Origin of the sequence: Geomonas propionica, from assembly GCF_016458235.1 — a bacterium.
In the GTDB taxonomy this organism is placed as follows: Bacteria; Desulfobacterota; Desulfuromonadia; order Geobacterales; family Geobacteraceae; genus Geomonas; species Geomonas propionica.
The window spans coordinates 132,299-155,276 of the sequence record NZ_JAEMHK010000005.1 but is presented as its reverse complement, the minus strand read 5'-3'; the positions used below and the strand labels follow the sequence as shown (position 1 = coordinate 155,276).

General features: G+C 59.7%; 21 protein-coding genes. 3 read left to right on the top strand and 18 right to left on the bottom strand.

The features are described 5' to 3' along the window. Positions 1–143 precede the first annotated feature (143 nt). Positions 144–428: a helix-turn-helix domain-containing protein gene (locus JFN90_RS22625; protein WP_199394714.1), complete on the bottom strand. Its 285-nt coding sequence runs from the start codon at positions 426–428 to the stop codon at positions 144–146. 210 nt (positions 429–638) lie between these two features. On the opposite strand from JFN90_RS22625, the gene JFN90_RS08645 reads away from it, so the two are divergent. Then, complete coding sequence (locus JFN90_RS08645) at positions 639–1,568, top strand: helix-turn-helix domain-containing protein (RefSeq protein WP_199394713.1); 930 nt, start codon at positions 639–641, stop codon at positions 1,566–1,568. A 455-nt stretch (positions 1,569–2,023) separates the two neighbouring features. On the opposite strand, the gene JFN90_RS08640 is transcribed toward JFN90_RS08645, so the two are convergent. The 3 genes from JFN90_RS08640 to JFN90_RS08630 form a co-directional block, all read right to left on the bottom strand. Next, on the bottom strand, positions 2,024–4,987 hold the full coding sequence (locus tag JFN90_RS08640) for an AAA family ATPase (RefSeq protein ID WP_199394712.1): 2,964 nt from the start codon (positions 4,985–4,987) through the stop codon (positions 2,024–2,026). Further along, positions 4,978–6,243, bottom strand: coding sequence for a metallophosphoesterase family protein (locus JFN90_RS08635; protein WP_199394711.1), 1,266 nt, complete (start codon positions 6,241–6,243; stop codon positions 4,978–4,980). The genes JFN90_RS08640 and JFN90_RS08635 overlap by 10 nt, the downstream gene beginning before the upstream one ends. A gap of 269 nt (positions 6,244–6,512) precedes the next feature. Further along, positions 6,513–7,298: a dienelactone hydrolase family protein gene (locus tag JFN90_RS08630; RefSeq protein WP_199394710.1), complete on the bottom strand. Its 786-nt coding sequence runs from the start codon at positions 7,296–7,298 to the stop codon at positions 6,513–6,515. 253 nt (positions 7,299–7,551) lie between these two features. Here JFN90_RS08630 and JFN90_RS08625 point away from each other — a divergent pair, with 253 nt between their 5' ends. After that, positions 7,552–8,217 (top strand): hypothetical protein, encoded by a 666-nt coding sequence (locus JFN90_RS08625; protein ID WP_199394709.1) that lies wholly within the window; start codon positions 7,552–7,554, stop codon positions 8,215–8,217. Here the strand turns inward: JFN90_RS08625 and JFN90_RS08620 are convergent. From JFN90_RS08620 to JFN90_RS08595, 6 genes are all read right to left on the bottom strand, one after another. Continuing rightward, positions 8,214–8,630 carry a hypothetical protein gene (locus JFN90_RS08620; RefSeq protein ID WP_236018916.1) on the bottom strand — a complete coding sequence of 139 codons (417 nt, stop codon included), beginning with the start codon at positions 8,628–8,630 and terminating at the stop codon, positions 8,214–8,216. The genes JFN90_RS08625 and JFN90_RS08620 overlap by 4 nt on opposite strands. An 18-nt stretch (positions 8,631–8,648) precedes the next feature. Further along, on the bottom strand, positions 8,649–9,128 hold the full coding sequence (locus tag JFN90_RS08615) for a YehS family protein (protein WP_199394708.1): 480 nt from the start codon (positions 9,126–9,128) through the stop codon (positions 8,649–8,651). A gap of 156 nt (positions 9,129–9,284) precedes the next feature. Beyond that, positions 9,285–11,078 carry an ATP-dependent zinc metalloprotease FtsH gene (gene ftsH / locus JFN90_RS08610; protein ID WP_199394707.1) on the bottom strand — a complete coding sequence of 598 codons (1,794 nt, stop codon included), beginning with the start codon at positions 11,076–11,078 and terminating at the stop codon, positions 9,285–9,287. Positions 11,079–11,532: 454 nt separating this feature from the next. After that, the gene (locus tag JFN90_RS08605; RefSeq protein WP_199394706.1) at positions 11,533–12,390 is read right to left on the bottom strand and encodes an NAD(P)-dependent oxidoreductase; all 858 of its coding nucleotides are present in this window, start codon (positions 12,388–12,390) and stop codon (positions 11,533–11,535) included. 109 nt (positions 12,391–12,499) lie between these two features. Next, positions 12,500–13,156 (bottom strand): endonuclease III domain-containing protein, encoded by a 657-nt coding sequence (locus JFN90_RS08600; RefSeq protein ID WP_199394705.1) that lies wholly within the window; start codon positions 13,154–13,156, stop codon positions 12,500–12,502. 1 nt (position 13,157) lies between these two features. Continuing rightward, entirely contained in the window at positions 13,158–13,382 is a 225-nt protein-coding gene (locus tag JFN90_RS08595) for a hypothetical protein (RefSeq protein ID WP_199394704.1), read from the bottom strand. 139 nt (positions 13,383–13,521) lie between these two features. Here JFN90_RS08595 and JFN90_RS08590 point away from each other — a divergent pair, with 139 nt between their 5' ends. Further along, the gene (locus JFN90_RS08590) at positions 13,522–14,379 is read left to right on the top strand and encodes a PHP domain-containing protein (RefSeq protein WP_199394703.1); all 858 of its coding nucleotides are present in this window, start codon (positions 13,522–13,524) and stop codon (positions 14,377–14,379) included. A 152-nt stretch (positions 14,380–14,531) separates the two neighbouring features. On the opposite strand, the gene JFN90_RS08585 is transcribed toward JFN90_RS08590, so the two are convergent. The 8 genes from JFN90_RS08585 to JFN90_RS08550 form a co-directional block, all read right to left on the bottom strand. Beyond that, positions 14,532–15,353 carry a cytidylate kinase family protein gene (locus JFN90_RS08585; RefSeq protein WP_199394702.1) on the bottom strand — a complete coding sequence of 274 codons (822 nt, stop codon included), beginning with the start codon at positions 15,351–15,353 and terminating at the stop codon, positions 14,532–14,534. Between the two features lie 168 nt (positions 15,354–15,521). Beyond that, entirely contained in the window at positions 15,522–16,058 is a 537-nt protein-coding gene (rbr, locus tag JFN90_RS08580) for a rubrerythrin (protein ID WP_199394701.1), read from the bottom strand. A 53-nt stretch (positions 16,059–16,111) separates the two neighbouring features. Further along, positions 16,112–16,792: an MgtC/SapB family protein gene (locus JFN90_RS08575; protein WP_199394700.1), complete on the bottom strand. Its 681-nt coding sequence runs from the start codon at positions 16,790–16,792 to the stop codon at positions 16,112–16,114. Positions 16,793–16,795: 3 nt separating this feature from the next. Then, positions 16,796–17,692 (bottom strand): GTP-binding protein, encoded by an 897-nt coding sequence (locus JFN90_RS08570; RefSeq protein WP_199394699.1) that lies wholly within the window; start codon positions 17,690–17,692, stop codon positions 16,796–16,798. Between the two features lie 16 nt (positions 17,693–17,708). Continuing rightward, positions 17,709–18,593, bottom strand: coding sequence for a hypothetical protein (locus tag JFN90_RS08565; protein WP_199394698.1), 885 nt, complete (start codon positions 18,591–18,593; stop codon positions 17,709–17,711). A 5-nt stretch (positions 18,594–18,598) separates the two neighbouring features. Then, a complete protein-coding gene (locus tag JFN90_RS08560) occupies positions 18,599–19,774 on the bottom strand; it encodes an SPOR domain-containing protein (RefSeq protein ID WP_199394697.1) in 1,176 nt (391 codons plus the stop codon). Positions 19,775–19,903: 129 nt separating this feature from the next. Continuing rightward, on the bottom strand, positions 19,904–22,003 hold the full coding sequence (gene fusA / locus JFN90_RS08555) for an elongation factor G (protein WP_199394696.1): 2,100 nt from the start codon (positions 22,001–22,003) through the stop codon (positions 19,904–19,906). A 160-nt stretch (positions 22,004–22,163) separates the two neighbouring features. Continuing rightward, positions 22,164–22,931, bottom strand: coding sequence for a type III pantothenate kinase (locus JFN90_RS08550; RefSeq protein WP_199394695.1), 768 nt, complete (start codon positions 22,929–22,931; stop codon positions 22,164–22,166). Between the last annotated feature and the right edge of the window lie 47 nt (positions 22,932–22,978).

The following is a 22,978-nucleotide window of genomic DNA, read 5'->3' as shown; positions in this document are numbered from 1 at the left end:
CAGCACCTGTTCCAGATCCTTCCGCTCCCGAGCTTTCATGATTTCCCTCCCTGCTGCTTTAATGAACGTCCCGATTGTGACTGAAAAGGTGGGTTCTGTGATATGTCTAATCAACAAGGTGCGGTAGACATTGAAGCCAAGAATTATTTGTGGTACTTTTCCGGTCGCGGGTACCGGGGAGAATGCTTTATGGGTCTCCCGTCCTTGCCGTACCGCTCTGGCCATATCTCTTGCGGTAGCATAACAAGCCGGTCAGCTATGGCTTTCTGCATCTTCGGATAGGATACGTTCTTGGTCAGTTTGACAGCATCCTTTGTGACGCCGATCTCTTTGCCGAGTCCGGTTAGCGTATAGCCCTTCAACCGTAATTGGTACTTGACCCATTCCCACCGCAAGGTGGATTCTTTTGGAATGTCAATTATCCTCATGGGCCTATACATAACAAGTACACTTTGCAATGTCAACAAGTTTTGTTTGCATCACCTGCCAAATTTTCATTCGGACACCCAAGCGAGAGGGCGTCTTGCAAACAATAGTTGTGATTATAATGCGTTACGATGGATGCGCCACCCATGCTTTAGTTGGTTGCGCAATGCGTGACCGAAAGTTTGATTTGGTGGTGCAACTAAGGGGGGTAAATGAACTTTGCTACTCGATTGAAAGAAGCGCGTGAATCGTTAGCTTACACACAACAACAAATGGCTAAGGCTGCATCTGTGAGCGTACAAATGTGGCAAGCTTACGAGGCTGGACGTAGCGTCCCAGGTGGAAAACCCCTCATGGAGATCGCTAGGCTTGGCCTAAACGTGAATTATTTATTAACGGGAGTGGGGCCGCTTCGATTTAACGAAGAGGAGATGAAGAAACCTGTTTGTGAAGAGGCACATGAAAAACTTAGGGAGCGCATCGAATATCGTTACAGGCTAAACCGGTTCAAAGAATACAACATCAATGGCATCACCAATGATGAAGTTGATAGGTATTTAAATTACAAATACTACCCCACAAAAGAACAGCTTTATGAATTGTGCCAAAGGGCAGGCTCCCCTTGCTTTGATCCTGAATTTATTGAAAAAGTCACTAGTGTAGATCCTGCTGAAATGCGCAAATGGCATGATAAACAGGCCTATTTTTATGATCTAGTATCTACAGGCAAAGGGCCAATGGCAGAAAAAATTAAGCAAATACGTGGAGAGATGGCACTTCATGAGTTTGCAAAGAGATTTGCTCATAATGAACAAGCGATTTCTAAAGTAGAGACTGAAATTAGAGCAATCGAAGAGGGGGAAAGAGAACCCCACTGGATTATGTTATCTCAGATATGTCATGAGTTTGGCATCAATTCAGCTTGGCTAATAGAAAATGAAGGGCCAATGCTAAAGAAAGAGGTACAGTCAGTGCAAAGCGTTGAACCGACTCTAAACATAGCAACCCTGACTGAGATCCTTACGGAAGCTGAAGTATATGAGTCAGCCAGTCCTGGAAGCCTGGTTCCCGGCAAAAAGGCCAAGATCATAGCAGAGCTGTACGAAATGAGGCTGAAGAGAAACAAGAAAATTCCATCCTGAACGCTCTAGATTCGCTGATAATGTACCCACTGGGTACAAAATTGGTGACATTGCGGATTTTCTTGATTGGATTCGGCAGGCGTATTGAGGCAGTGATATCGGCAAATTGAGGACTTTACCAAATCGTGGAAGTCCTTTTAAATGCCCTTTGAAAGGTTTTAAGAGGATTTGATAGACTTCTGTTAAATATCACGTTCACCTTTCGCAAAAGAAGCTTTTCCCAACAATCGACTCGCGAAACGTTATAATTTCCCTTTCGCATACCACACGCACATGCGCGGGTGTAAAGTTGGCTCGTGCGGTCTCAATGCTCAAGATTCCCACAACTTATCCCAAACCTGAGCACAACTCCCACAAGTCGATCCCTAATATTATCAATTACATATTCACCTTTCCCTTAACAAGGTAACTGAGCCCCCTCCCTACCCCTCCCCCTCCGGGGGAGGGAACTTCAGTTAATCCAACTGGATAGTCTGATCGGTGATCTCGGTGAAGCTGACGTCGTGGCTCACCAGGAAGAGTTGGTCGTACCAGTGCTCGGTAACTTCCTCCTGGCCGACATCAATGGCGCGGAAGGCCTTCGCCAAGTTCTCGCGTCGCTCAGCATCGAGATTAGAGGTGGGTTCGTCGAAGAAGGCGATGCGGGCACCTATGGTCTGCAGCAGGGCCAGGCGCAGGGCGACCACGGCGCTCATCATCTGGCCACCTGAGAGTTGGTCGTCGCTACGCTCCCTCATGGCGCCGTCCACCATGTCCTTGAGGACGATCTGGTAGTTGTCGCCCCACAGGAGCTCCTCGTCTGACTCGCAGATGCTGCGGTAGATGCGGTCGGCCCGGAAGCTGATCTCTTCGCGGAACCTCTCGGAAAGCTGCGCGGAGACGTTCTTGAACACCTGGTTGCGCAGGAACTTGACCAGGTCCGCCTGATCCTTCAGTTTCTCGATCGCTGCCAGCTTCTGCTCTATTTCAGCGGCAACAACGCGCAATGCTGCGGTTTCCCCCTCCAGCCGTGACACCCCTTCGGCAATGGCACCGATCTCGGATGTGAGCCTCGTCGCCGTCATCACCAGCTGTTCACGCTCGGTCTTCGCCGCCTCGTGCTGCTCAGGACGATAATCGGCCACCAGCTTAGCCAGCTCCTCCTGTTTGTCAGCCAGATTTGAGAGTATCGTTTTCAAGCCCTTTTGATATCTCTCCAGCGTCTCCTGGTGTTTACCCAACTCTTCCGCCGACTTCTGGTTGGCTATGTACTCATCACGCGCCGGCTGGAATCGGACCAGTTCCTCCTCCGCGTCTTTCACGCTCCGCTCCACGTCGGCAAAGGTGGCGATCTCGGTTTTGCGGGCACCGACCTCCGTCAGCAATGTGGTAAGCCGGGTGTTGTGGCGCGCTACTGATTGTTCGCGCTGGACCGCCCTTTCCTGGGCGGAGGCGAGCTCGCGCTCCTTCTGGCTGTGTGCCTCCCCCCGCGCGGACAACTCGGCCAGTTTGCGAGCGGATTCCTGAACCGGTTCGGCCGCCTGTTTCACGCGCTGGTCCAGGGCGTTTTCCAGCTTGGCGATCACGCCCTGCCAGGCGTCGGTGGTCTGTGCCAGCGCGTCCCGGCGCTGTTGTGGGGCCGCAGCCAAGTCAAGTTCCAGGGAAGGCAACTCGGAGGGTGAAACCGTGGCAACGCCGGCAGTTGCCAGCCACTCTTCAAGCGGAACACGAAGTGCCGGCACGGCGATCTGGGCGTAGTTGCGGCTGAATTCCTCCTCCTGCTTAGTCCGCTCCCGCCCAGCCTTGGCGAGCTCAAGGGCCACCTGCTCCATCCCCGCCAGTTCGCGAGCAGCCTGCTGCGCGACGCTCACCTGGACCGCAAGCTCAGCGGCCTCCCGGTCGAGCCCGGCGATCTCGTCATCCAGGGCGGCAATGCGGGCTTCAAAGAGATCGGCCGGATCCGCGCCCTGGAGGTTCTGACACGGCTCCTGGAAGAAGGGGCAGGCGCCGGCCCCGATCTTGTCGCGCCCCTCGACTAGCGAATGCCTGCGTCCGGCCAGTTCCGACCGCTGCGTCTGGATCTGCTCCAGCCGTGCCTGACGCGCGGCCAACTGCTCCGCCTCGGCCTTCAGGGGCGCGCTTCCCGCCAGGACACTCTCCCGTTCCCTAATCTGGCGATCAATCTCTTCGATCCGGCTGAGGGCGACGTTGAGGTAGGGCAGCGTGGCCTCCATGTTGTGCATGGGGAGCTTGCGGAACATGAGTCGGCTCTGCTCCGCTGCAGTCAGTCCCTGCGCCGCCACGGCCTCCAGCTTTTTCTGCTCCACCAGGGCCGACGTCAGGGCTTCCTGGTCAAGCTTCAGGCGTTTCCGCTCCTCGGCCATCGAAGCCTTGGCGAGATCAAGCTCCCGGCTCTCACCGTCCAGCATCGCCTGTACGGTTCCCTGTTCCTTTTCGAGATCGGCAAGCTTCTTTTCCAACTGGTGCTTCTGCTGTTCCTGCTCGCGCAAGGCCTTGAGTCGTACTTCAGCCGCGTCGTATCCCTGTTTCCCGGCGGTCGACGCTGCGACCACAGCCGCCGCTTGCCGCGATTGTTCGACCAGGAGTTGCTGTGTGGTGACGTAGTTCTTGCCGGACTCGACCCGCTCCTGCAGCCCCTGCACTTCCTGCTGGACCGACTGGATCGCCTCCTTTTTGGACTCCAGCGTGTTCAGTAAGATCGAGGCCTGATCAAGCGCCGCCGTCTTGATCGCCAGTTCTGCCTGCTTGATCTCGCCCTGCGTCCGCAGGCTAGCCAGTTCCTCTTCCTTGGCGGGGAGGACGGCGACCTGCTCCGACTTGCTATCCACCTCGGCCTGCAGCACATCGAGCTTTGCCTTAATGGTGCTGGTCAAAACCTTCGTTTTGTCTTGGGTCTTGCGCCAGGCATCGATACCGAGGATCTCGTCAAAGGCATCCTGACGCTTGGCGGGCTGCTTGATCACGAAGGGGCCGAGGAAGTCGTTCTGGAATGGGCCGATCACCAGCTTGAACTGCTCCGACAACGGCCGTGCGCCGGAGAGGCCGAGCAGTTGCGCGATGCGCGCCTCGGTTTCCTCCATATTGGCGTGTTCCTCGACTTCGAACTCGCCGCCAATCTCTTTGGCCAAAAGCCACTTGCCGGCGGCACCCACGGTCCGCGTCACCCGGTACAGCTCGCCCGGCGCCGGCTCGAACACCACGCCGATTTCGCCGCGCTTGGTGCCGATGGTGAGGAAGCGTTCCGCGTTGGAGACGAAGTCCTTGGCGTCGACGCCGAACAGGGCGTAGCCGATGGCCTCAAAGATGGTGCTCTTGCCGGAGCCGTTGGCGCCGGAAAGGACGTTGATCCCCGGCGAGAACACGAGTTCCTTCTCGCGGTGCGACTTGATGTTCTTGAGATGGACCGAGACTATGCGCACTGGTCACCTCCGGAGGAAAGCAGGCTCAGCAGCTCCTCGCCTTCCACGTCGCCCTTGAGCACCAGGTCCCGCAGCGCCAGGCTCAGGCGCGTCAACTCGTCCACGCGCCCCTGGTACTGGCTGTTGGCTCCGATCAGCTCGCCTAGGACGTCCCGCTCGATCTCCGCGAGGCTCTTCTTAACCTTCTCCTCCCCTCCCCCGCCTGCAACCAGCGAGAGGTGGTTCTTGATCTCCAGGTGCAGCGGCTCGCAGATCTCACACAACGATGCGCGCAGGCGGTCGCGGCTCAGCTCGAAGGGGTGGAAGCCAACCTTGCCCGCCAAGCGGACCTCGATAAGCGGGGCCCGCTCATCCCGGCAATCGGCGAGCTTCTCAGCCATCTGGCCCTTGAATAGTTCCAGGGCGTCGGTGGCGTTGCCTGCGCCGTCCAGGTTGGCGGTTACCACCAGCATCGGACGCGGCGTGGTGCGGCGGAATTCATGCCGCACGGTGCCATCCTCATCGAGCGCGGCCAGGTAGTATCCCTTGTCGTAGCGCTCCTCCCCGAAGTTGACGCAGTCAGGCGAGCCGGGGTTGAAGGCGTAGGGGCGGCCATCGGCATCGTTGACGATGTACGGCTTGTGGCCGTGGCCGAGCGCAACGTAGTCAAAGCAGGACGCCAGGGGCTGAGCTTCCTCCGGTTTGATGTTGCCGATCTCCACCGGAGAATAGGTCCAGACACCGACGTGAAAGAGCAGAATGTTTCGTTTGGTGGCGATGGCGTCGCAGATGCGCGGCACATGGTTGCCCGCCTGGGAACCGATGTACCCGAGGCCGTAGATATTGACCCCTTTGACCTCGGTATGTCCCCCACTCCCCTGCTCGGGATCAAAGGGGTCGAAAATGTAGCCGCCGTCGGCGCTCCTTGAAGGGCGCAGCAGGGAGATGTAGCCAAGCTGCGAGAGCGCTTCCATCCAGGAGACACTGTCGCGGCGGTGGATCCAGTCGTGGTTGCCTTCAACGGCGAGACAGGGGATGCCGGCATCCTTCAGGGGCTGCAGGATCTCGATGGTCTTGGCGAAGGTTCTGGGGAGGATCTGGCCGGTGTGGAACAGGTCGCCGCCGATGAGGACGAAGTCGACCTGCTCGCGCACCGCGTCGGCCACGATGGCGGCGAAGGTGGTGAAGAAGTCCTGGTAGCGCTGGGCGTCACAACCGAAGGCGCGGTAGGTCTTGCCGAGATGGATGTCGGAGGTGTGGATGAAGCGAACGGGCATGCGTGCTCCGGGAAAAGTAATTGCACAGGTATACCGCCGCCCGCGGGGGCAAGTCAAGCTCTCTAACCCGGCAGCTTCTGCCTAAACTCGAAGTACCACGGCCACGGCTTCAAGGGCAGTCCGGGCGAGGCGCCCTGTCGTTGTAGTAGCCGGCCAGCAGGGAGCCGAAGGGTCGCCCGGCGCCGGACTCGGTGAAACCGCCCACCACGAACTCCTGACTGGGCGCACTTCACCTTGAGCCAGCTCTTGGTCCGTTGCGCGTCCTGCGGTCAGGGTGCGCCGAAGATCTCGTTGAAGAATATCTTCATCGCCTCGAAGGAGCGCCGGTCTGCCTTCTCGTTGTAGGCGGCTCCCTTGCTGTTGTCGTTGCCCGACTTCGGATTGGTGAAGCTGTGCACGGCGTTGCCGTACATGTTCATCTGCCAGTCCACCTTGGCATCGCGCATCTCCTTCTGGAAGGCGGCGACCTCATCGGGTTTCACGTAGGGGTCGTCGGCACCATGCAGCGCTAGCACCTTGCCGCGTATGTTCCTGGCATCGGCCGGGTTCGGAGTGCTGAGGCCACCGTGGAAGCTAACGGTGCCCAGGAGGTCGGCGCCGCTTCTGGCCAGCTCCAGTGCGGCGGTGCCACCGAAGCAATACCCCATAACGGCCAAGCGCTTCGGGTCGACTTGCGGGAACCCTGCCAGCTTCTCGAGTCCCGCCGCGGCGCGAGCGCGGATCAGGCTCCGGTCGTTGCCCCGGTACTTGGCCGCTTCCTTGGCTGCCGCCTCCGGACCGACCGGGCGCACGCCTTTGCCGTAAATGTCAGCGGCAAAGGCGACGTACCCCAGCTTGGCAAGTTGCTCGACACGCATCTTTTCATAGGCGCTGACACCGGTCCACTCATGGATCACGAGCACCCCGGGCCGCTTCACCTTGATGGCGTCGTCATAGGCCAGGTACCCCTCTAGGATCGTGTCACCCTGCCGGTACTCGACGTTATGCCCCACCACCGCGGCGCTGGCTCCCTGGGCCACCAGTGTCATCATTAATGCTAGAAGGTATTTTTTCATGATTTCCTCCGCGCTGCCACAACCAATGAGATAGGTTGAGGCAGCTGAAATGGAATGGGATCCACTCTCATTAGCAACAGAGCTGAGTGTCTTCATTTTACCAAAAACGCGCCCCCCTGCGCGCCCTCTTATCACCTTTTACTTGCTGCGGCTTGGCTGACAGCCGACGTTGTTTTTGTTCGACCACGCGCGTTGACACCTACATCACATTAAGTACGATTATCCAATCGCAACAGCATAACAGGAGCCTGTCATGAGACAACTGAACTCACCTCGTCCTTTGGGTCAGCTGGCAGTAGTCCTCATTGGGATTTCCTTGACGGGATGCACGTCCTGGTGGGGCGGGCGGCAAGGAAGTAGCGCGTCCCTGCAGACTGTGCAGGATGACCTGCAGTACGCACAGCAAAAGACCCAGGAAACACGCAAGGCGCTCGACGACGTGAAATTTGCCGACGCGGCCGACCTGCCCCGGGCTTATCGCGCTTTCAGGGAAAGGGTGAACACCATGACCGGCGCCGGTGAAAAGCTGGTGCAGCACGCCAATGGAATGCACTATCAGGGGAACTCGTACCTCGTGGAGGGGGAAAAATCAGCCGGGCAATGCCGCTACCCGAGACTGTCGCGCAATGCACGGTTGCCGCGCATGGAGTTGGGCGACGCCTTCGAGCCGATCGCGGAGCAGGGGCAGGCGTTGCAGCGCGCCTACCGCGCCTTCGAGTTCGACATCAATGCCATCGATGAGCACCTGTCCCGGGAGTTGAGCGAGCAAGGGGTACGGGACATGGAACTGTTCATGCGCAAGAGCGAAGTGGACGGGGACAGCCTGTTGTATGAACTGGAAGCGGAGTTGTCGGTGGTAGACAGGGCCCAGCGGGCATACAGCGAGACTACGGAAGGAAAGGGAGCAGGCACTCCCTAGAACTTGTCACCCTTGTCGGCGTTGAGGGGGAGCTGGCAGTGCAGGCACTTGCGCAGGTAAAGCAGCGCCATCCCCTGCATGTGGTAATAGTTGCGGCAGCGTGGGCACCGGGCGGTTGCGGAATAGAACATCACGCAGAGCAGCACGGCGAACCAGGCGAAAAACACCGGCATAGAACCGCTGAAGGAATGGGTAATTTTCTGGGTCAGGTACATGGTGGGGAGATAAACGATGAGAACCATCCAGAGACACCAGCGGCGCTTGCGCACGGCGGCCAGTCCGCGGGCAATGGCAGCCGGGTCTGTGGCTGCAGCAGCCTCGGCACCGTCGGCAGCTTGTGCAGTTCCAGCAGCTTCAGCAGTTTGATCTACTTCGGCTGCGGCAGCGGCCCCTTCGACTTCGTGATGGTCCAAGCGAACCTCCCTTAGCCTTTAGTGCTGGACGCTTTCCCGGTACTTCATGGTCAGCCCCTTGAGGAAATTGCGCAGCATCTGGTCGCCGCAGGGCTTGTAGTTCTCGTGTTCCTTGGCACGGAACACCGCGCTCAGTTCGGATTTGGACACCGGGAAGCTGGCCAACTTGAAGATCGCCAGCATCTCATCTTCCTTCAGGCTCAGCGCAATACGGATCTTCTTGAGGATGTCGTTGTTGGTCAGTTGCTCGGATGACGGTGCCGCTTTGTCATCTGCCCCTTCACGCTTCCCCCGCTTCAGGGCGATCAGGCCGTCCAGGAATGCCTGCAGGACCTCGTCGCCGCACTCGCGGAACCCCTCCTCGTCTTCCTTCTTGACCAAGCTGGTGATATCCGCCTGCCCCATCTTCATGCCCGAAAGCCGGAAAGCCTCTACCACAGCCTGGTTGTTGAGGTTCAGCGCGTAGCGCAGTCTGCGGAAAACATCATTGTTGGTCATCGGGTACTCCTCGGTTCGAATGGGCCTGGGCCAGGCTCTTTCATAACATCGATCGGCTGGGGGGGCAAGCTTTTGCTGCTGGTGGGAAAAGCGAGGGGGGACAGGCGCTTGGTGCAGAGCGCGCCGGTCCCCCCGGTTGTTTTCAGGCTGGAATGTTTAGGCTGCCGCGGATACCGGCTCGTCGCTGTCGTCGTCCCCGGATCCGAGGATCGCATCGATCTCGCCGGCATCGAGAGTTTCCTTGACGACCAGTTCCCGGGTCAGCCGCTCCAGGGTATCCATGTTTTCCTGCAGCAGGGTAACGACGTCCTGGTAGCAGCCGCTGACGATGGAGCGGATCTCGTTGTCCATCTCCCGCGCGGTGACATCGCTGAAGCCTTTCTTCCCACCGTTATCGGTGTTCTCGTTATGCCCGAAGGCGACCGGACCGAAGGCACGCGACATGCCCCATTCGCTGACCATCCTGCGCGCGGTGTCGGTGGCACGCGCCAGGTCGTTGCCCGCCCCGGTGGTAGTGGTGCTGTAGATCAGCTCCTCGGCGGCGCGCCCCCCCATGAGCACCTTGAGGTGGGCGACCAGCATCTCCTTGGTATAGCAGTAGATGTCGTCTTCGGGAATCTGCACGGTGACCCCCATCGCCCTTCCCCTGGGGATGATGGTCACCTTATGCACCGGGTCGGCGCCCGGGGTCAGTTTCGCCACCAGCACGTGGCCCGCCTCGTGGTACGCGGTGGAAAGCTTCAGTTTGTCGGAGAGGACCATGGACTTCTTCTCGGCACCCATGAGCACCTTGTCCTTGGCCAGGTCGAAATCGATCATCTCCACCACGCCCTTGTTGGAGCGCGCGGCGAGTATGGCGGCCTCGTTGACCACGTTGGCCAGGTCGGCGCCGGAGAAGCCGGGGGTGCCTCGGGCGATGACCATCAGGTCGACCTCGTCGTGCAGCGGGACGTTCTTCGCGTGCACCTTGAGGATGGCCTCACGCCCCCTGATGTCCGGGGAGCCCACAGTGACCTGGCGATCGAAGCGCCCTGAGCGCAGCAGCGCCGCGTCGAGGATCTCGGGGCGGTTGGTGGCGGCCAGCACCACGATGCCGGAGTTCACCTCGAAGCCGTCCATCTCGACCAGCAACTGGTTCAGGGTCTGGTCGCGTTCGTCGCTGGCGCCGCCACCGGCTGCGGCGTCACGCTTGCGGCCGACCGCGTCGATCTCGTCGATGAAGACGATGCAGGGTGCCGCCTTCTTGGCCTGCGCGAACAGGTCCCTGACTCGCGACGCACCCACGCCGACATACATCTCGACGAATTCCGAGCCGGAGATGGAAAAGAAGGGAACGTCGGCCTCACCCGCGACCGCACGTGCGATCAGGGTCTTGCCGGTGCCCGGAGGGCCCACGAGGAGCACGCCGGTGGGCATCTTGCCGCCCAAGGTGGAGAACTTCTCCGGATCTTTCAGAAACTCGACCGTGTCCAGCAGTTCCGCCTTGGCCTCCTCGGCACCGGCCACGTCACTGAAACGGGTGGTCGATTCTGAGTAGTCGACCACGCGAGCACGGCTTCTCCCCATGCCGGTGAAGCGCCTCAAGATGACAAACAGGAAGATGCCGATGGCCACCAGGAAGCCGATCTCGAACCAGTTCGGCCCGCCGGAAGGAGGTGTCGAGGAAAAATCGACCTTCTTCGCGATGAGCAGATCGCCCAGGTAGGCTCCTGCCGGGAGAAAGAGGTTGAACTTCTCGCCGTTTTTAGCGTTGGCGGTGATCTCGTCGCCGACGATCCTCACTTTGGCTATGTTGCCGCCCGAGACTTTCTGAATGAAGGTTGTGTAGCTGATTTGCCTGCTCGTATCCGCGTGTGATTGTTGCCAGGAATAGAGGCCATAACCGGCCACGGCCAAAAAGCTCAAAGACAGACCCAACAACAGAAGCTTCTTGTTTCTCGTGTTCCCCATAGTTCTCCCATTACTACTGAAGTAGTAATAATGTTACGGCTTATACAATCTTATATGTAGCTATGCGAACCGTAACAGTGAAAAGTGCTTATTGTTATTGCAGCATACAAATAACAATTGGCACTTGCTAAAAACAATAAAGGTCGTTTCTAAAAAATTTAATATCTATTTTTACTGCATCCGGAAGTTTTTTGTACACACAATTTTTTTTCATTTATAAGTGCGGGAATGGGAGCGATTGGGGGAGATGGTGGAGACGGGGTGGTTGTTGATTTTAGGCAGGGTATGGGGGCGAGAAGCAGCGCAAATCCCCCCTGTCCCCCCTTTGCAAAGTGGGGAACGTGAGGCTCGGACGGTGCTCGTAGGGGAGTTCACTCATATAAATCGCGGAAGTTAAAAAAAAGAGGCGCCCTTCTGGGGGCGCCTCTTGGGGCAACAATTAGTAGTACAGCGGCTACTTGCGCAGCAGTTTCACGATGGCGGAGAAGTCCTCTTCGCCGCGGCCGTCCTTCACGGCCTGATCGTAGATCTCGGAGACGGTCTTCGCGGCGGGAAGATCGAGTCCCAGTTTATCGGCCATCTCCAGTACACGGCGCATCTGCGAGTCGACGTATTTGAGCGCCAGGTTGCGGCTGAAGTCGCCGCGCGCAATGGAGCGCCCCTTGGAGTGGAACAGCGGCGAGGCAACCCCGCCGGAGTCGAGCACCTCGAGGATCTTGTCGGGTTTGAAGCCCATCTTCTCGCCGAAGACGAGGCCTTCGGAGAGGGACTGCATCATCTCAGCCTGCAGCAGGTTCACGATCAGCTTCATGCGGGTCGCGTCGCCGATCTTGCCGATGTGGATGATGTTAAGACCGAAATAGGAGAACGGCTCGCGGCAACGACCCAAAAGGGCCTCATCGCCACCGGCCAGGATGGTGAGCAGGCCGTTGGCCGCGTGCTCCTTGCTCCCCCACACCGGCGCCTCCAGAAACATGACGCGGCGCGCCTTCGCTTCCTCGGCCATGCGCTCGATGGTCTCCAGGCAGTGGGTGCCCATGTCGACTAATATGGTGCCGGGATCGATCCCTTCCAGGACGCCGTTCTCGCCGAATACCAGGTACTTGCTCTCGGGTACGATCACGATGACCAGGTCCTGCCCCTTGGCGGTCGCCATCGGCGATTCGCCGACTTTCACGCCCAGCTTGGCAAGCTCTGCCATCGCATTCGCGTCTTGGTCAAACACCGTTAATTGGTAGTCCGACTTGGCAAGGTTAGCTGCCATGTGAACGCCGACGGTGCCCAGACCGACGAAACCTATCTTCTTAAGCATAATCCCCCCAGAGTGGCTGATGCTCTGCATCAGCGGATAGCATTTTTGCTTAGTTCACAAAAACTCAAGGCCCCATTATACTCAAAGAGCGAGTTTGTGCAACACTGTTTTATCTTGATTTAGCAACTGACACCCTGTCGCACAGATCGTACAACGGACAAGTCGAGCATCTCGGTGAAAGTGGCGTACACTGGTTCTGGCCGAAAGTTACCAGAAGATCGTTGATTATGATCCAGTACTCCGCAGGCAGCTTCTCTCTCAGCGCAAATTCAGTCTGTTCGGGCGTGCGGGTCTTGACGTAACCCCAGCGGTTGCAGATCCGGTGCACGTGAATGTCGACGCAGATGCCGGGTTTGCCAAAACCGAGGGTGAGCACAAGATTCGCCGTCTTCCTCCCTACCCCCTTGAACTTCAGCAGCGTTTCCAGGTCATCCGGCACCGCTCCCCGGTACAGGTCGCACAAAGAGCGCGAAATTTCGAGAATCTGCTCGGCCTTGACGCGGTAGAAACCGACCGGGTAGATGACCGCCTCGATCTGCGGCACATCCAGGTGGACCATCTTTTCAGGGGAATCAGCCAGCGCAAAGAGACGGGCCGAAGCCTCGGCTGTGGTCTGGTCACGGGTCCGCAGCGAGAGGATGCAGGAGACCAGCACCTTGAAAGGATCCTTCCCCTGCGTGGCGACGATGGTCACCGCAGGACTCACCCACGCCTTGACCGCCTCGGTGAGGATCGCTATCGCCTGGTGGACCTGGTTGTCCTTCATGTCACAACCTGTTGTTGATCACACGCATTACCAGTACGCCCATGATGGAAGCAAGAAGCCCTACGCATACCAGCAGGATGCCGATGCTGCGCCCCTCCCCCCAACCAAGCAGATCCTGGTTCTTCATAAACGCTATGAGCCCCAAACCGGTGAAAGTGAGAATCCCCCCTATGATGAACGTCGACAGTGCGAATACCGCCCCTGCCATACCCTTGCTCTTTGCCACACACACCTCTGTCAGTCTTTAAAAGTAATGCTTCCTTATACAAGATGGCACCAGTCAAGGCAACTGCTAACTGCGTCCTTCCCTATTGCACAAACGGGAGAACCCCCTATAATGGCCTGATCAAATTCGAGGGAGTTACATGAGAGAACTGGTAGATCTGCATTTGCATTCGACATTTTCCGACGGGGTGCGCACCCCGACTGAACTGGTGGCCATGGCCAAAAGACTGGAGCTCAAGGCAATCGCGCTGGCGGACCATGATACGGTGGACGGCATCGACGAGGCCCTTGCGGCAGGCGCGGCCGCCGGTGTGGAGGTGCTGCCCGCTATCGAGTTTTCCGTCGCTTTCGGTTCCTTCAAGGACGTCCACCTGCTCGGATACCTGCTCGATCATCACGATGCGCAATTGCAGTCGATTCTCAAGGAGTTCAGGGACCGGCGGGAGGCCCGCGGCGACGCCATCGTGGACCGGATCAACGAGAAGCTGGCCACTGAAGGGAAAGCAGCCATCTCCAGCGCGGAGGCGGCCGCCCTTGCCGGAGGGGCACTGGGACGCCCCCACATCGCGCAGGTCCTGATGGGCAAAGGGTACGCCCGCGACATGCAGGACGCCTTCGTGCGCTACCTGCTCCCGTGCGACGTCCCCAAGCGCTACTTCCCGATGGAAGAAGCCCTGGCGACGGTGCAGAGACTCGGCGGGGTGGCGGTACTCGCCCATCCCACCACCATCACCAACGACCGCGACACGCTGACCGGGATCATCGACCAGCTCTGCGCCATGGGACTGGCCGGCGTCGAGGCCTTCAACAACGTCTGCAACGACCAGGAAAGCGCCTTCCTGGTATCCAGCGCCGTGAAGAAGGGGCTCATCTGGACCGGCGGCTCCGACTACCACGGTATAGAGGAAGGGATCAGCATGGGTACCGGAAAGGGGAGCATGGCCATTCCCTACAGCTGCGTGGAAGCCTTGAAACGGGCGCAAAGCCAGAGGGCCTAGAGGCTCAAAAAACAAAGGGGCTGAGGGCTAGGGGTTGGGGGCTGGAAAAACCGAATGGTTTCCGCCCCCCGCACCTACGCTCCCAGCCCCTTCTTTTTTATGCGCCGGTCCCTAGTCCCTAGTCCCTAGTCCCTAGTCCCTAGTCCCTGCCTCTAGTCCTTAACCGGCTTATAGCTCAGCACATCAAGGTCGCTTTCGACGTCCGTGACACCCTCGACCGATCTGGCCAACTCGACGGCTTCCTCGATCTCCTCCTCGCTCTGCACGTGACCGGCCAGGGTGACCACCCCATCTTCACAACTGATGCAGAACTTCAGAGCACGGGCCAGAGACGACTTGAGCAGCTCGGCCTCGACCCTCTTGGCGATGATCAGGTCTTCGAGCAGCGCCATGGACTCCTCCTCCCCTTCCTTGAGGCGGGCATCCTTGGACGCGGCGATGACGGCTTCAATCATGGCGTGCTGGCTGGCAGCCTTGGTGTTGAAGATAAGGTCGTAGTTCAGCGGGTCATTCCAGTCGCGGTCGAAGTAAAAATGGATGAAGCCTCCCAACTGGTGGTCGCTCCTCCTGATCAATTCGCGGGCCAGATCCGGATCGATCCACTCCCTTTCGGCGAACTTTTCCACGCGATCTTCAAACTGCCCTATGAAACGGACCCGGAGGACGTTGGTCAGCACCTTGATGAGATCCTGCGCGCCCCTGCCGTAAAGAATCACGTTACCCTTCTTGGCGCAATCCAGCAGGATGAGCTCCATGGTGGCAAGATGCGCGGCTTGGAGGCGGTCCTCGGCGGTCCGGTAGGAGGGGGGCTTCTCGTCCACCCTTTCCAGGATCTCGGGGGTGAGGCCGTATGCAGGGGCCAGTTCCTCGATCTTTACCCGGTCAACGAGGGTGTACTTGAGCTTCTTTGCCAGTTCCTTGGCAATGGCGTAGGCGCCGGTACCCATCTCCCTGGAAATTGTGATGATTGCCATGCAAGCCTCCTTTGCTAATGAGAAACCGCCGCATCATAGCATGTAAAGTCGGTCGTATACAAGGGATTTTGCGATCCGGGATGAACTGCACGCAGCGTAGAGGCAGGCCCAACGGGGGTGAAGCGAAACAAAGGCGGGGGAGAGCAGCTCTCCCCCGCCCCGGCAGGGTTAGTAGTTCTCGACAACACGCTCGAAATACGCCTTGGGGTGATGGCAAACCGGGCAGATATCCGGCGCAGCGTTACCCTCATGGATGTGGCCGCAATTACGACACTTCCAGCTGGTGGGAGCATCTTCCTTGAAGACGGTCCCCTCTTCTATCGAGGCAAGCAGCGCCTTGTAACGCTCCTGGTGCGCCTTCTCTATGGCGGCGATGCCGTCGAACATCGCTGCGATGGCGGTGAAGCCCTCTTCCCGGGCCTCCTTGGCCATGCGCGGGTACATGTCGACCCACTCGGCGTATTCCCCAGCCGCCGCTGCCTTCAGGTTGGTGATGGTGTCTCCGAGGCCGCCGAGTGCCTTGAAGTGTAGCTTGGCATGCTCTTTCTCGTTCTCCGCCGTTTCGAGGAACAGTGCCGAGATCTGCTCATACCCTTCCTTCTTGGCCACCGCCGCGTAGTAGGTGTACTTGTTGCGCGCTTGCGACTCGCCGGCGAATGCTTCCTGAAGGTTCTGCTCTGTCTTGCTTCCTTTAAGTTCCGCCATGCTCTGTTCTCCTTTCCCTTGTTGCCTGCTCTGAATAAAGGGGCATCTCGCGATCAGTCAATTCCGATCCTCTTGACCCCTTCCACTACGCTCAGCCGCGCCATGAGGTCGGCCGAGTTGGATTTCTTGGGCTGCTTGACCTGGAACTCGAGGAAGATCACGCCATGCTCGATATCCTTTTGCAGCTTAGCGTCCACTCTCTGGATGCCGGCACCGCTGAGAGTCTGGTAGACCCGGCTGACGAAGTCGGCGCGATCCTCTCCCCACACCTTGACCTGTACGTAGGTATCGCGGGTCAGCCTCTTCTCCACTTCTTTCAGTAACAGGAGGTTCGCCAGGGCCACCAGCGTTACGGACACGGCGAGCCAGAAAAGGCCGATGCCGCAGGAGACGCCAAGGGCAGCCGCGACCCAGAGGCAGGCGGCGGTGGTCAGGCCGCGGATCGAGGCGCGCTCCCTGATGATGGCGCCGGCGCCAAGGAAACCGATGCCGGTGACGACCTGGGCGGCCACGCGCCCGGGATCGACCCCGACCGCTCCACCGGTGAAGTTACCGAAGATGCGGTAGATCTCGATGGAGGTGATGGTGAAAAGACACGAGCCGAGCGATACCAACAGGTGGGTCCGGAACCCTGCGGGGCGGCCGTGGATCTCGCGCTCAAGGCCGATCAGCCCTCCGAGGAAGGAGGCGAGTAACAGGCGGCACAGCAGGTAGATGTCGAAGTCGGGACCCAAGGGCTACTCCTCGGAAAGGCCGAGCGACAGGGTCAGCACCACGGTCTTTTCCCGGTCGCCGCTACGGATGGTGAGCGGGACCCGGATCAGGTCACCCGCGGCCACGGGGTCGCCGGCAATCTCGAGAGAGAGCGGCTCTTCTTCGGCAGATGGCGCCGGCGCTGCAGGGGATTGCACGGGAGCGGGCGCGGCTGTGGGGCGCGCGGACGCGGGTGCGGCAGGGTGAGCCTCCACCGCGGGGCGTGCCGGAGCTGCGGCCGGTGCCGGACTTTCCACCATGTGTTGCAGCGCTTCGCCGCTGGCTATGGCGTCGGTCCCTTTGGCGCGCAGCCCGGTCAGGACGCTCTTCACCAGCGCCATTAGCCCCTGCAGGACCCCCTCGCCAGTCTGGCTGCTGGTCTTGAAGCTCACCAGCCGCGACGGGTTCAACTGCTGCTCCAGTTCGGCTACGGCAGAGGCGTCGGCCAGATCGCTCTTGTTGTATTGAAGGACAGTGGGGATGGAGGTCAAGCTCTGCCCGTAGCCCTTCAGGTACTCGACGAGCTGCCCCAGCGCGGCCTGGTTGTCAGCCAGCCGCTGCGGCGCGGAATCGGCGACGAAGACCACCCCGTCCGCTCCCTTCAGCACCATCTTCCAGGCCGCCGGGTCGACCAGCGGCCCCGAGACGGTGTAGAGGTGAAAGCGGACCCGGAAGCCGTCGACGTTGCCGTCACCTGGCGGAGTGAAGTCAAAGAACAGCATGCGCGCGCCCTGCACGCTCATCACCTTCAGCGCGCCGCGGAACTCCGGCTTGAGTTTATTGAAGACGTGCCTGAGGCTGGTTCCTTTACCTGCCTGACCGGGCCCGAAAAAGACTATCTTCGCGTTGATTTCACGCTTTGCCTGGTTCACCAGAGCCATTCGAGATCCCCCTGAGTTACCGTTTTTCCTGCTTGATCGTCAGGATCTTGCGCGCCTGAGTCGAGATAATGGTGTTGACGTTCTTGCTTTTGGCGAGGCCGGCGAGATCCTTCTCGCCCAAGCTTGGCAGAAAGCGCAGTGCTTGCGGTAGAGGCGTCTTGTGATTTTCCACCAGCGCCTTCCTGATCTGAGCGTTCTTGATCCATTCCTTGTTAGCGCAGATGACCCGCATGATCTCGTCGTTTTGTACCTGTGACTTCGCGACGGTAAGCACCTCCGACTCGGTCATGCGCGGGTTCTTGATTGCCGCTCCGGAGACCAACTTGTTGTTGTCCTTGATCAGGATGGCGCGCCATTCCTTGTCCCCGGTCATGGCCATCTTGATCTTGTCGCTCACCCCCATTCCCTGGGCCATCTGGTACTTGGACTGGTACTCCTCCTCGTCGATGGGTTCGTCGTCATCGGGAGGGATGGTCTCGTCAGCCTCCTCCAAGTCGTGCTCTTTGCGGGGCGCCGCGGGTTGCGGAGCGGCGGCTGCACCCTGCGCCCGGAGAAAAGCGGCGGCTTTCTCGCTCAGGCTCGGGTGCCCGGCCAGAAGCGGGGCAACCTCCTGTTTCCTGCCGTGCAGCTGCACCAGGGCGTCCAGGATCTGAGGATGCAGCTCGCCATCGGAGAGGATTTGCTCCAGCACCGGCAGTTCCAAGGAGCGTAGCGATCCCATCGCCTGCTGCTTCACCTCCTGGTCCGGGTCGTGGCAGAGGTAGTACAAAAGCAGTACCAGGTCGCCCGGGGGGAGTGGCACCCGCCCCGATGCGGCTTGCAGCCGGTTCTCCCTGGGCTTGTCGGCCCCGATGTACGGGGCCGCCGCCGCGGTTATCCTGAAGGTGACTTTGGACGACACTGAGCTTATTTACCTGCCTTGACGACCTTCGCGGAAAGGCCGGTCTTCTTGAGGTTCGCCGCCGCCTTCTCGGCGCTGGTCGGATTGGCGAAGCTTCCGCCGCGGACCTTCACCACCGTCACCGGGATGTTGGCCTTTTTGAGCACCAGTCGGACTCCCTTGTCATAGAGACGGTCCTGCTCCGTGGCAGCCTTCCCTTCCCTCATGAACGAACCGGCATAGACCGAGTAGCGGCTCCCTTCCTTGAGCATGAACGCGTTGGGTGCCACACCTTTCAGTCGGCCCAGTTCCTCGGCGGCCTCGTCGCGGCTGGCGAAATCTGCCAGGAACAGGCGGTGCATCGGCTCGCCCTTATGGGTTTTGCTGGTAACAACCGGCGTGACGCCGGCCTTCTTAAGCTTCGCGGTCACCGAAGCGACCTCGCTCTCGGCGACCTCGCTGTCCAGTTCGAGGGCGAACGCTCCCGGCTTGACCTTGGCCTTGGCAGCTGCCTTGGTCGCCGGTTTGGCAGTCTTGGCCTCTTTATTCTCCTGTGCGGGCTTCGCCTCCTTGGCGGCGGCGGGTTTCGCCTCTTTGCCTGCGGGCCTGGCCTCTTTGCCAGCGGCGGCAGGTTTTGCTTCCTTGCCGGCGGCAGGCTTGGCTTCTTTCGCAGCCACGGCAGGCTTGCTCTCCTTGGCAGCGGCGGCGGGAGCGGCAGCAGGCTTGGCCGGCTGCGCCGGTGCCGCAGGCTTCGCAGCCGGAGTTCCAGGTTTGGCAGCCGGTGCCGCCGGATGCGCAGGCGGTGCGGCGGGGGAACCCGGCTTGGCTGCAGGCGCAGGTTTCGTCTCCCCTGCCTTGGCGGCCTCACCAGGCTTGCCCGGAGCTGCAGCCGCAGGCTTGCCTGCCGTGGCAGTCTCTCCAGGCTTGGCCTGAGCTCCAGCACCAGGCGTGCCGGCCGTAGCCTTGGCGGAGGTCGGAGCATCAGCAGAGGGAGCGCGCGGCGGCAGCGGTTTCTTGACCAGCGCCGGGGCAGGCGCGGGCGGAGGTGCGGACGCCTCATCCCGAGGCTTGATCAAACCGGTGAAGAAGTAAAGGTACGCAAAAAGACCGATGAGCAGCAGCAAAAGCAGAAGGAGTCGCTGTTGGGAACGCTTCTTGTGGTCTACGGTTTCATCTTCATCGGGTGTAAATTCCTTCGCCATCTGGCTCATCCTCCTGGTCTTGTCATTCGAATCAAGCTGCCCGGCAAGCCACATTCCGCCAAGGCTTCGTGGGGCGTGCCCACCGTAGCCTTGGCGAAGGTGGGCCGGGCAGCCTATTTAAAAATTCTGTTAAGCACTCTTATGGTTGTTGTTCTTCTGGTCCTGCGCCTCGGCGATAATCTTCTGGGCCAGGTGGCTCGGGACCTCCTCGTAGTGGGAGAACTCCGAGGAGAACATGCCGCGGTCGCTGGTCATGGAGCGCAGGTCATTGGAGTATGTCAGCACCTCCGACATGGGCACCACGCTCCTGATGATCTGCGAGTTTGCCTTCGGCTCAACCCCGACCACCTTGCCGCGCCTGGAGTTAAGATCGCCGATCACATCGCCCATGTTCTCGTCCGGCACCGTGATCTTCATGTTCACGATAGGCTCCAAAAGGACCGGCTTGCACTGCTCCATCGCCTTCTTGAAAGCCATGGAACCGGCCACCTTGAAGGCCATCTCCGAGGAGTCGACGGTGTGGAAGGAGCCGTCGAAGAGGGCCACCTTGAAATCGACCACCGGGTTACCGGCCAGGAAGCCTTCCTTGGCGGCCTCCTGGATCCCCTTGTCGACCGCCGGGATGTACTGGCGCGGGATCACCCCGCCCACGATCTTGTCCTCGAACTTGTACCCCTCGCCGCGCGGCAGCGGTGCGAGTTCGATCCAGCAGTCGCCGTACTGGCCGCGCCCGCCGGATTGCTTCTTGTATTTCCCCTGCACCTTGGCCGAGCCGCGAATGGTCTCGAGGTACGGTACCTTCGGTGTCTTCAGGACGACGTCGACGCCGAACTTGCGCTTCAACTTCTCGACCACTACTTCAAGGTGCACCTGCCCCATGCCGGAGATGATGAACTCGCGGGTCTGGGGGTCACGGTGGCTCTCGATGGTCGGGTCTTCCTCGATCATGCGCTGCAGGGCGCCGTGGATCTTGTCCTCGTCGTTCTTGGTCTTGGGCTCGATGGCGTACGAGATCACCGGCTGGAGTGACTGGGCCGGCTCGTAGACAATCGGCTTCGACTCGTCGCAGAGCGTGTCGCCGGTGACTGTCTCCTTCAACTTGGCCACGGCGACGATGTCGCCGGCCACCGCCTGCTTGATCGGGTGCTGTTTCTTCCCTTCCAGCTCGAAGATCTGGCCGATACGCTCCTGGACCCCCTTGCTGGAGTTGTAGACCAGCGAGTCCGAGTTGAGCACGCCCGAGTACACGCGGAAGATGGTGATCTTGCCGGTGTAGGGATCCGAGGTGGTCTTGAAGACCAGCGCCGAGAACGGCTCGCTCTCGGAGGGGGCACGTTCGATGACTTGCTCGGTCTTGGGATCGAATCCCACCGACTTGGTGCGATCCAGGGGCGATGGGAGGAAGTCGCAGATGCCGTTCAAGAGCTGCGCCACGCCGATGTTCATGGCAGCCGAGCCGCAGAAGACCGCGGTGAAGGTGCTGCGCATGGTACCGACCCTGATGCCGTCCAGGATCTCTTCTTCAGAGAGCTCGCCTGTGTCGAGGAACTTCTCAGTGAGTGCGTCGTACGCCTCCGCCACCGTTTCGACCATCATCTCCCGGAGGCGCTTCGCCTCGTCGAGGTGTTCGGCCGGGATCTCACCCTCGGTGAACTTGCCGGAGAGGTCCTTCTGGTAGCGGTACGCCTTCATGCGCACCAGATCGATGACCCCTTCGAAGTTCTCCTCGGTGCCCAGGGGCATCTGCACCGCGACCCCCCTGGCGCCCAGCGCCTTCTCCATGTCGTCGATGGCGCGCAGGAAGCTGGCCCGCTCGCGATCTATCTTGTTGACGAAGGCGATGCGCGGGATCTCGAACTCGTTGGCCCACTGCCAGACCTCCTCGGTCTGGACCTTGACGCCGGAGATGGCGGAAAGGATCACCACCGCGCAGTCGAGCGTCCTCATGCAGGCGCGGGTATCGGCGATGAAGTTGCCGTAACCCGGGGTGTCGACGATGTGGATGGAGTGCCCGCTCCACTCGCAATGGTCCAGGGAGGAGGTGATCGAGATGCGGCGCTTGATCTCTTCGGGCTCGAAATCCATGGTGGAGCTGCCGTCGTCGACCCTCCCCAGCCGGTCGATCATGCCCGTATCGAACAGGATCGCCTCAGCCAGCGAGGTCTTGCCGGCACCGCCGTGAGCTACAATACCGAGGTTACGCAGTTTTGCCGTTTCATACCGTCCCATAGTGCCCTCCCTTTAGAATGAAGATCATTAATGACCTACGCTTCAATGAGAAACCGACTTGAGTAAAGCAGACGAAACAAACAACGAACTACCAACTACCTGGTTGAACTCTCAATGGATTGTCGCGTACCTCCCTCACCCGCCTGCGCGGCGTGTGACCCTAGGGCTTGTTCCTCTTGTAGATGATGCGCAGCCCCTCGAGGGTGAGGAACTCGTCCACCGCCTCTATGGTGCTCGATTCCGGTGCGATGAGCGAAGCAAGGCCGCCGGTGGCGATCACCTTGACGCTCTCCTTCCCCTCGGCCTTCATGCGCTGCACGATGCCGTCCACGAGCCCCACGTAGCCGAAGAAGATGCCGGCCTGCATCGAGTTCACCGTGTTCTTGGCGATGATGCTCGGCGGGCGGGCGATGTCCACCCGCGGCAGCTTGCTCGCCTTCTGGAACAAGGCCTCCATGGAGATGGCGAGACCTGGGGCGATGGCTCCGCCGCAGTACTCCCCCTTCTTGTTGACGTAGTCGAAGGTGGTGGCGGTGCCGAAGTCCACGATGATGAGTGGCGAGCGGTACTTCTCGAAGCCCGCGATGGCGTTCACGATGCGGTCCGCCCCCACCTCTTTCGGGTTGTCGTAGTGGATCGGCATGCCGGTCTTGATGCCGGGCCCCACCACGTAGGGGGTGATCTTGAAATACTGGCGCGCCAGTTTCTCCAAAACGCCGGTCAGGGTCGGCACCACCGAGGAAACGATGATGTCCTTCACGTCCGAGAAGACGATGCCCGACAGGCGGAACAGGTCGTGGAACAGGATGCCGTACTCGTCGATGGTCTTTGACTTGTCGGTGGAAACCCGCCAGTCTTGAACCAATCGTTCCTCATCGTAAATCCCGAGAACGATGTTGCTGTTCCCGACGTCGATCACCAAAAGCAAAGAAAACCTCCCAACTGCGCCTCACGCAAAGCCGCAAAGGCGCCAAG

Excerpts from the sequence above, each read along its gene's own strand:
- JFN90_RS22625 (WP_199394714.1), bottom strand. The coding sequence starts at position 428 with ATGAGGATAATTGACATTCCAAAAGAATCCACCTTGCGGTGGGAATGG.
- JFN90_RS08645 (WP_199394713.1), top strand. The coding sequence starts at position 639 with ATGAACTTTGCTACTCGATTGAAAGAAGCGCGTGAATCGTTAGCTTAC.
- JFN90_RS08635 (WP_199394711.1), bottom strand. The coding sequence starts at position 6,243 with ATGCCCGTTCGCTTCATCCACACCTCCGACATCCATCTCGGCAAGACC.
- JFN90_RS08630 (WP_199394710.1), bottom strand. The coding sequence starts at position 7,298 with ATGAAAAAATACCTTCTAGCATTAATGATGACACTGGTGGCCCAGGGA.
- JFN90_RS08625 (WP_199394709.1), top strand. The coding sequence starts at position 7,552 with ATGAGACAACTGAACTCACCTCGTCCTTTGGGTCAGCTGGCAGTAGTC.
- JFN90_RS08615 (WP_199394708.1), bottom strand. The coding sequence starts at position 9,128 with ATGACCAACAATGATGTTTTCCGCAGACTGCGCTACGCGCTGAACCTC.
- ftsH (WP_199394707.1), bottom strand. The coding sequence starts at position 11,078 with ATGGGGAACACGAGAAACAAGAAGCTTCTGTTGTTGGGTCTGTCTTTG.
- JFN90_RS08605 (WP_199394706.1), bottom strand. The coding sequence starts at position 12,390 with ATGCTTAAGAAGATAGGTTTCGTCGGTCTGGGCACCGTCGGCGTTCAC.
- JFN90_RS08600 (WP_199394705.1), bottom strand. The coding sequence starts at position 13,156 with ATGAAGGACAACCAGGTCCACCAGGCGATAGCGATCCTCACCGAGGCG.
- JFN90_RS08590 (WP_199394703.1), top strand. The coding sequence starts at position 13,522 with ATGAGAGAACTGGTAGATCTGCATTTGCATTCGACATTTTCCGACGGG.
- JFN90_RS08585 (WP_199394702.1), bottom strand. The coding sequence starts at position 15,353 with ATGGCAATCATCACAATTTCCAGGGAGATGGGTACCGGCGCCTACGCC.
- rbr (WP_199394701.1), bottom strand. The coding sequence starts at position 16,058 with ATGGCGGAACTTAAAGGAAGCAAGACAGAGCAGAACCTTCAGGAAGCA.
- JFN90_RS08570 (WP_199394699.1), bottom strand. The coding sequence starts at position 17,692 with ATGGCTCTGGTGAACCAGGCAAAGCGTGAAATCAACGCGAAGATAGTC.
- JFN90_RS08560 (WP_199394697.1), bottom strand. The coding sequence starts at position 19,774 with ATGGCGAAGGAATTTACACCCGATGAAGATGAAACCGTAGACCACAAG.
- fusA (WP_199394696.1), bottom strand. The coding sequence starts at position 22,003 with ATGGGACGGTATGAAACGGCAAAACTGCGTAACCTCGGTATTGTAGCT.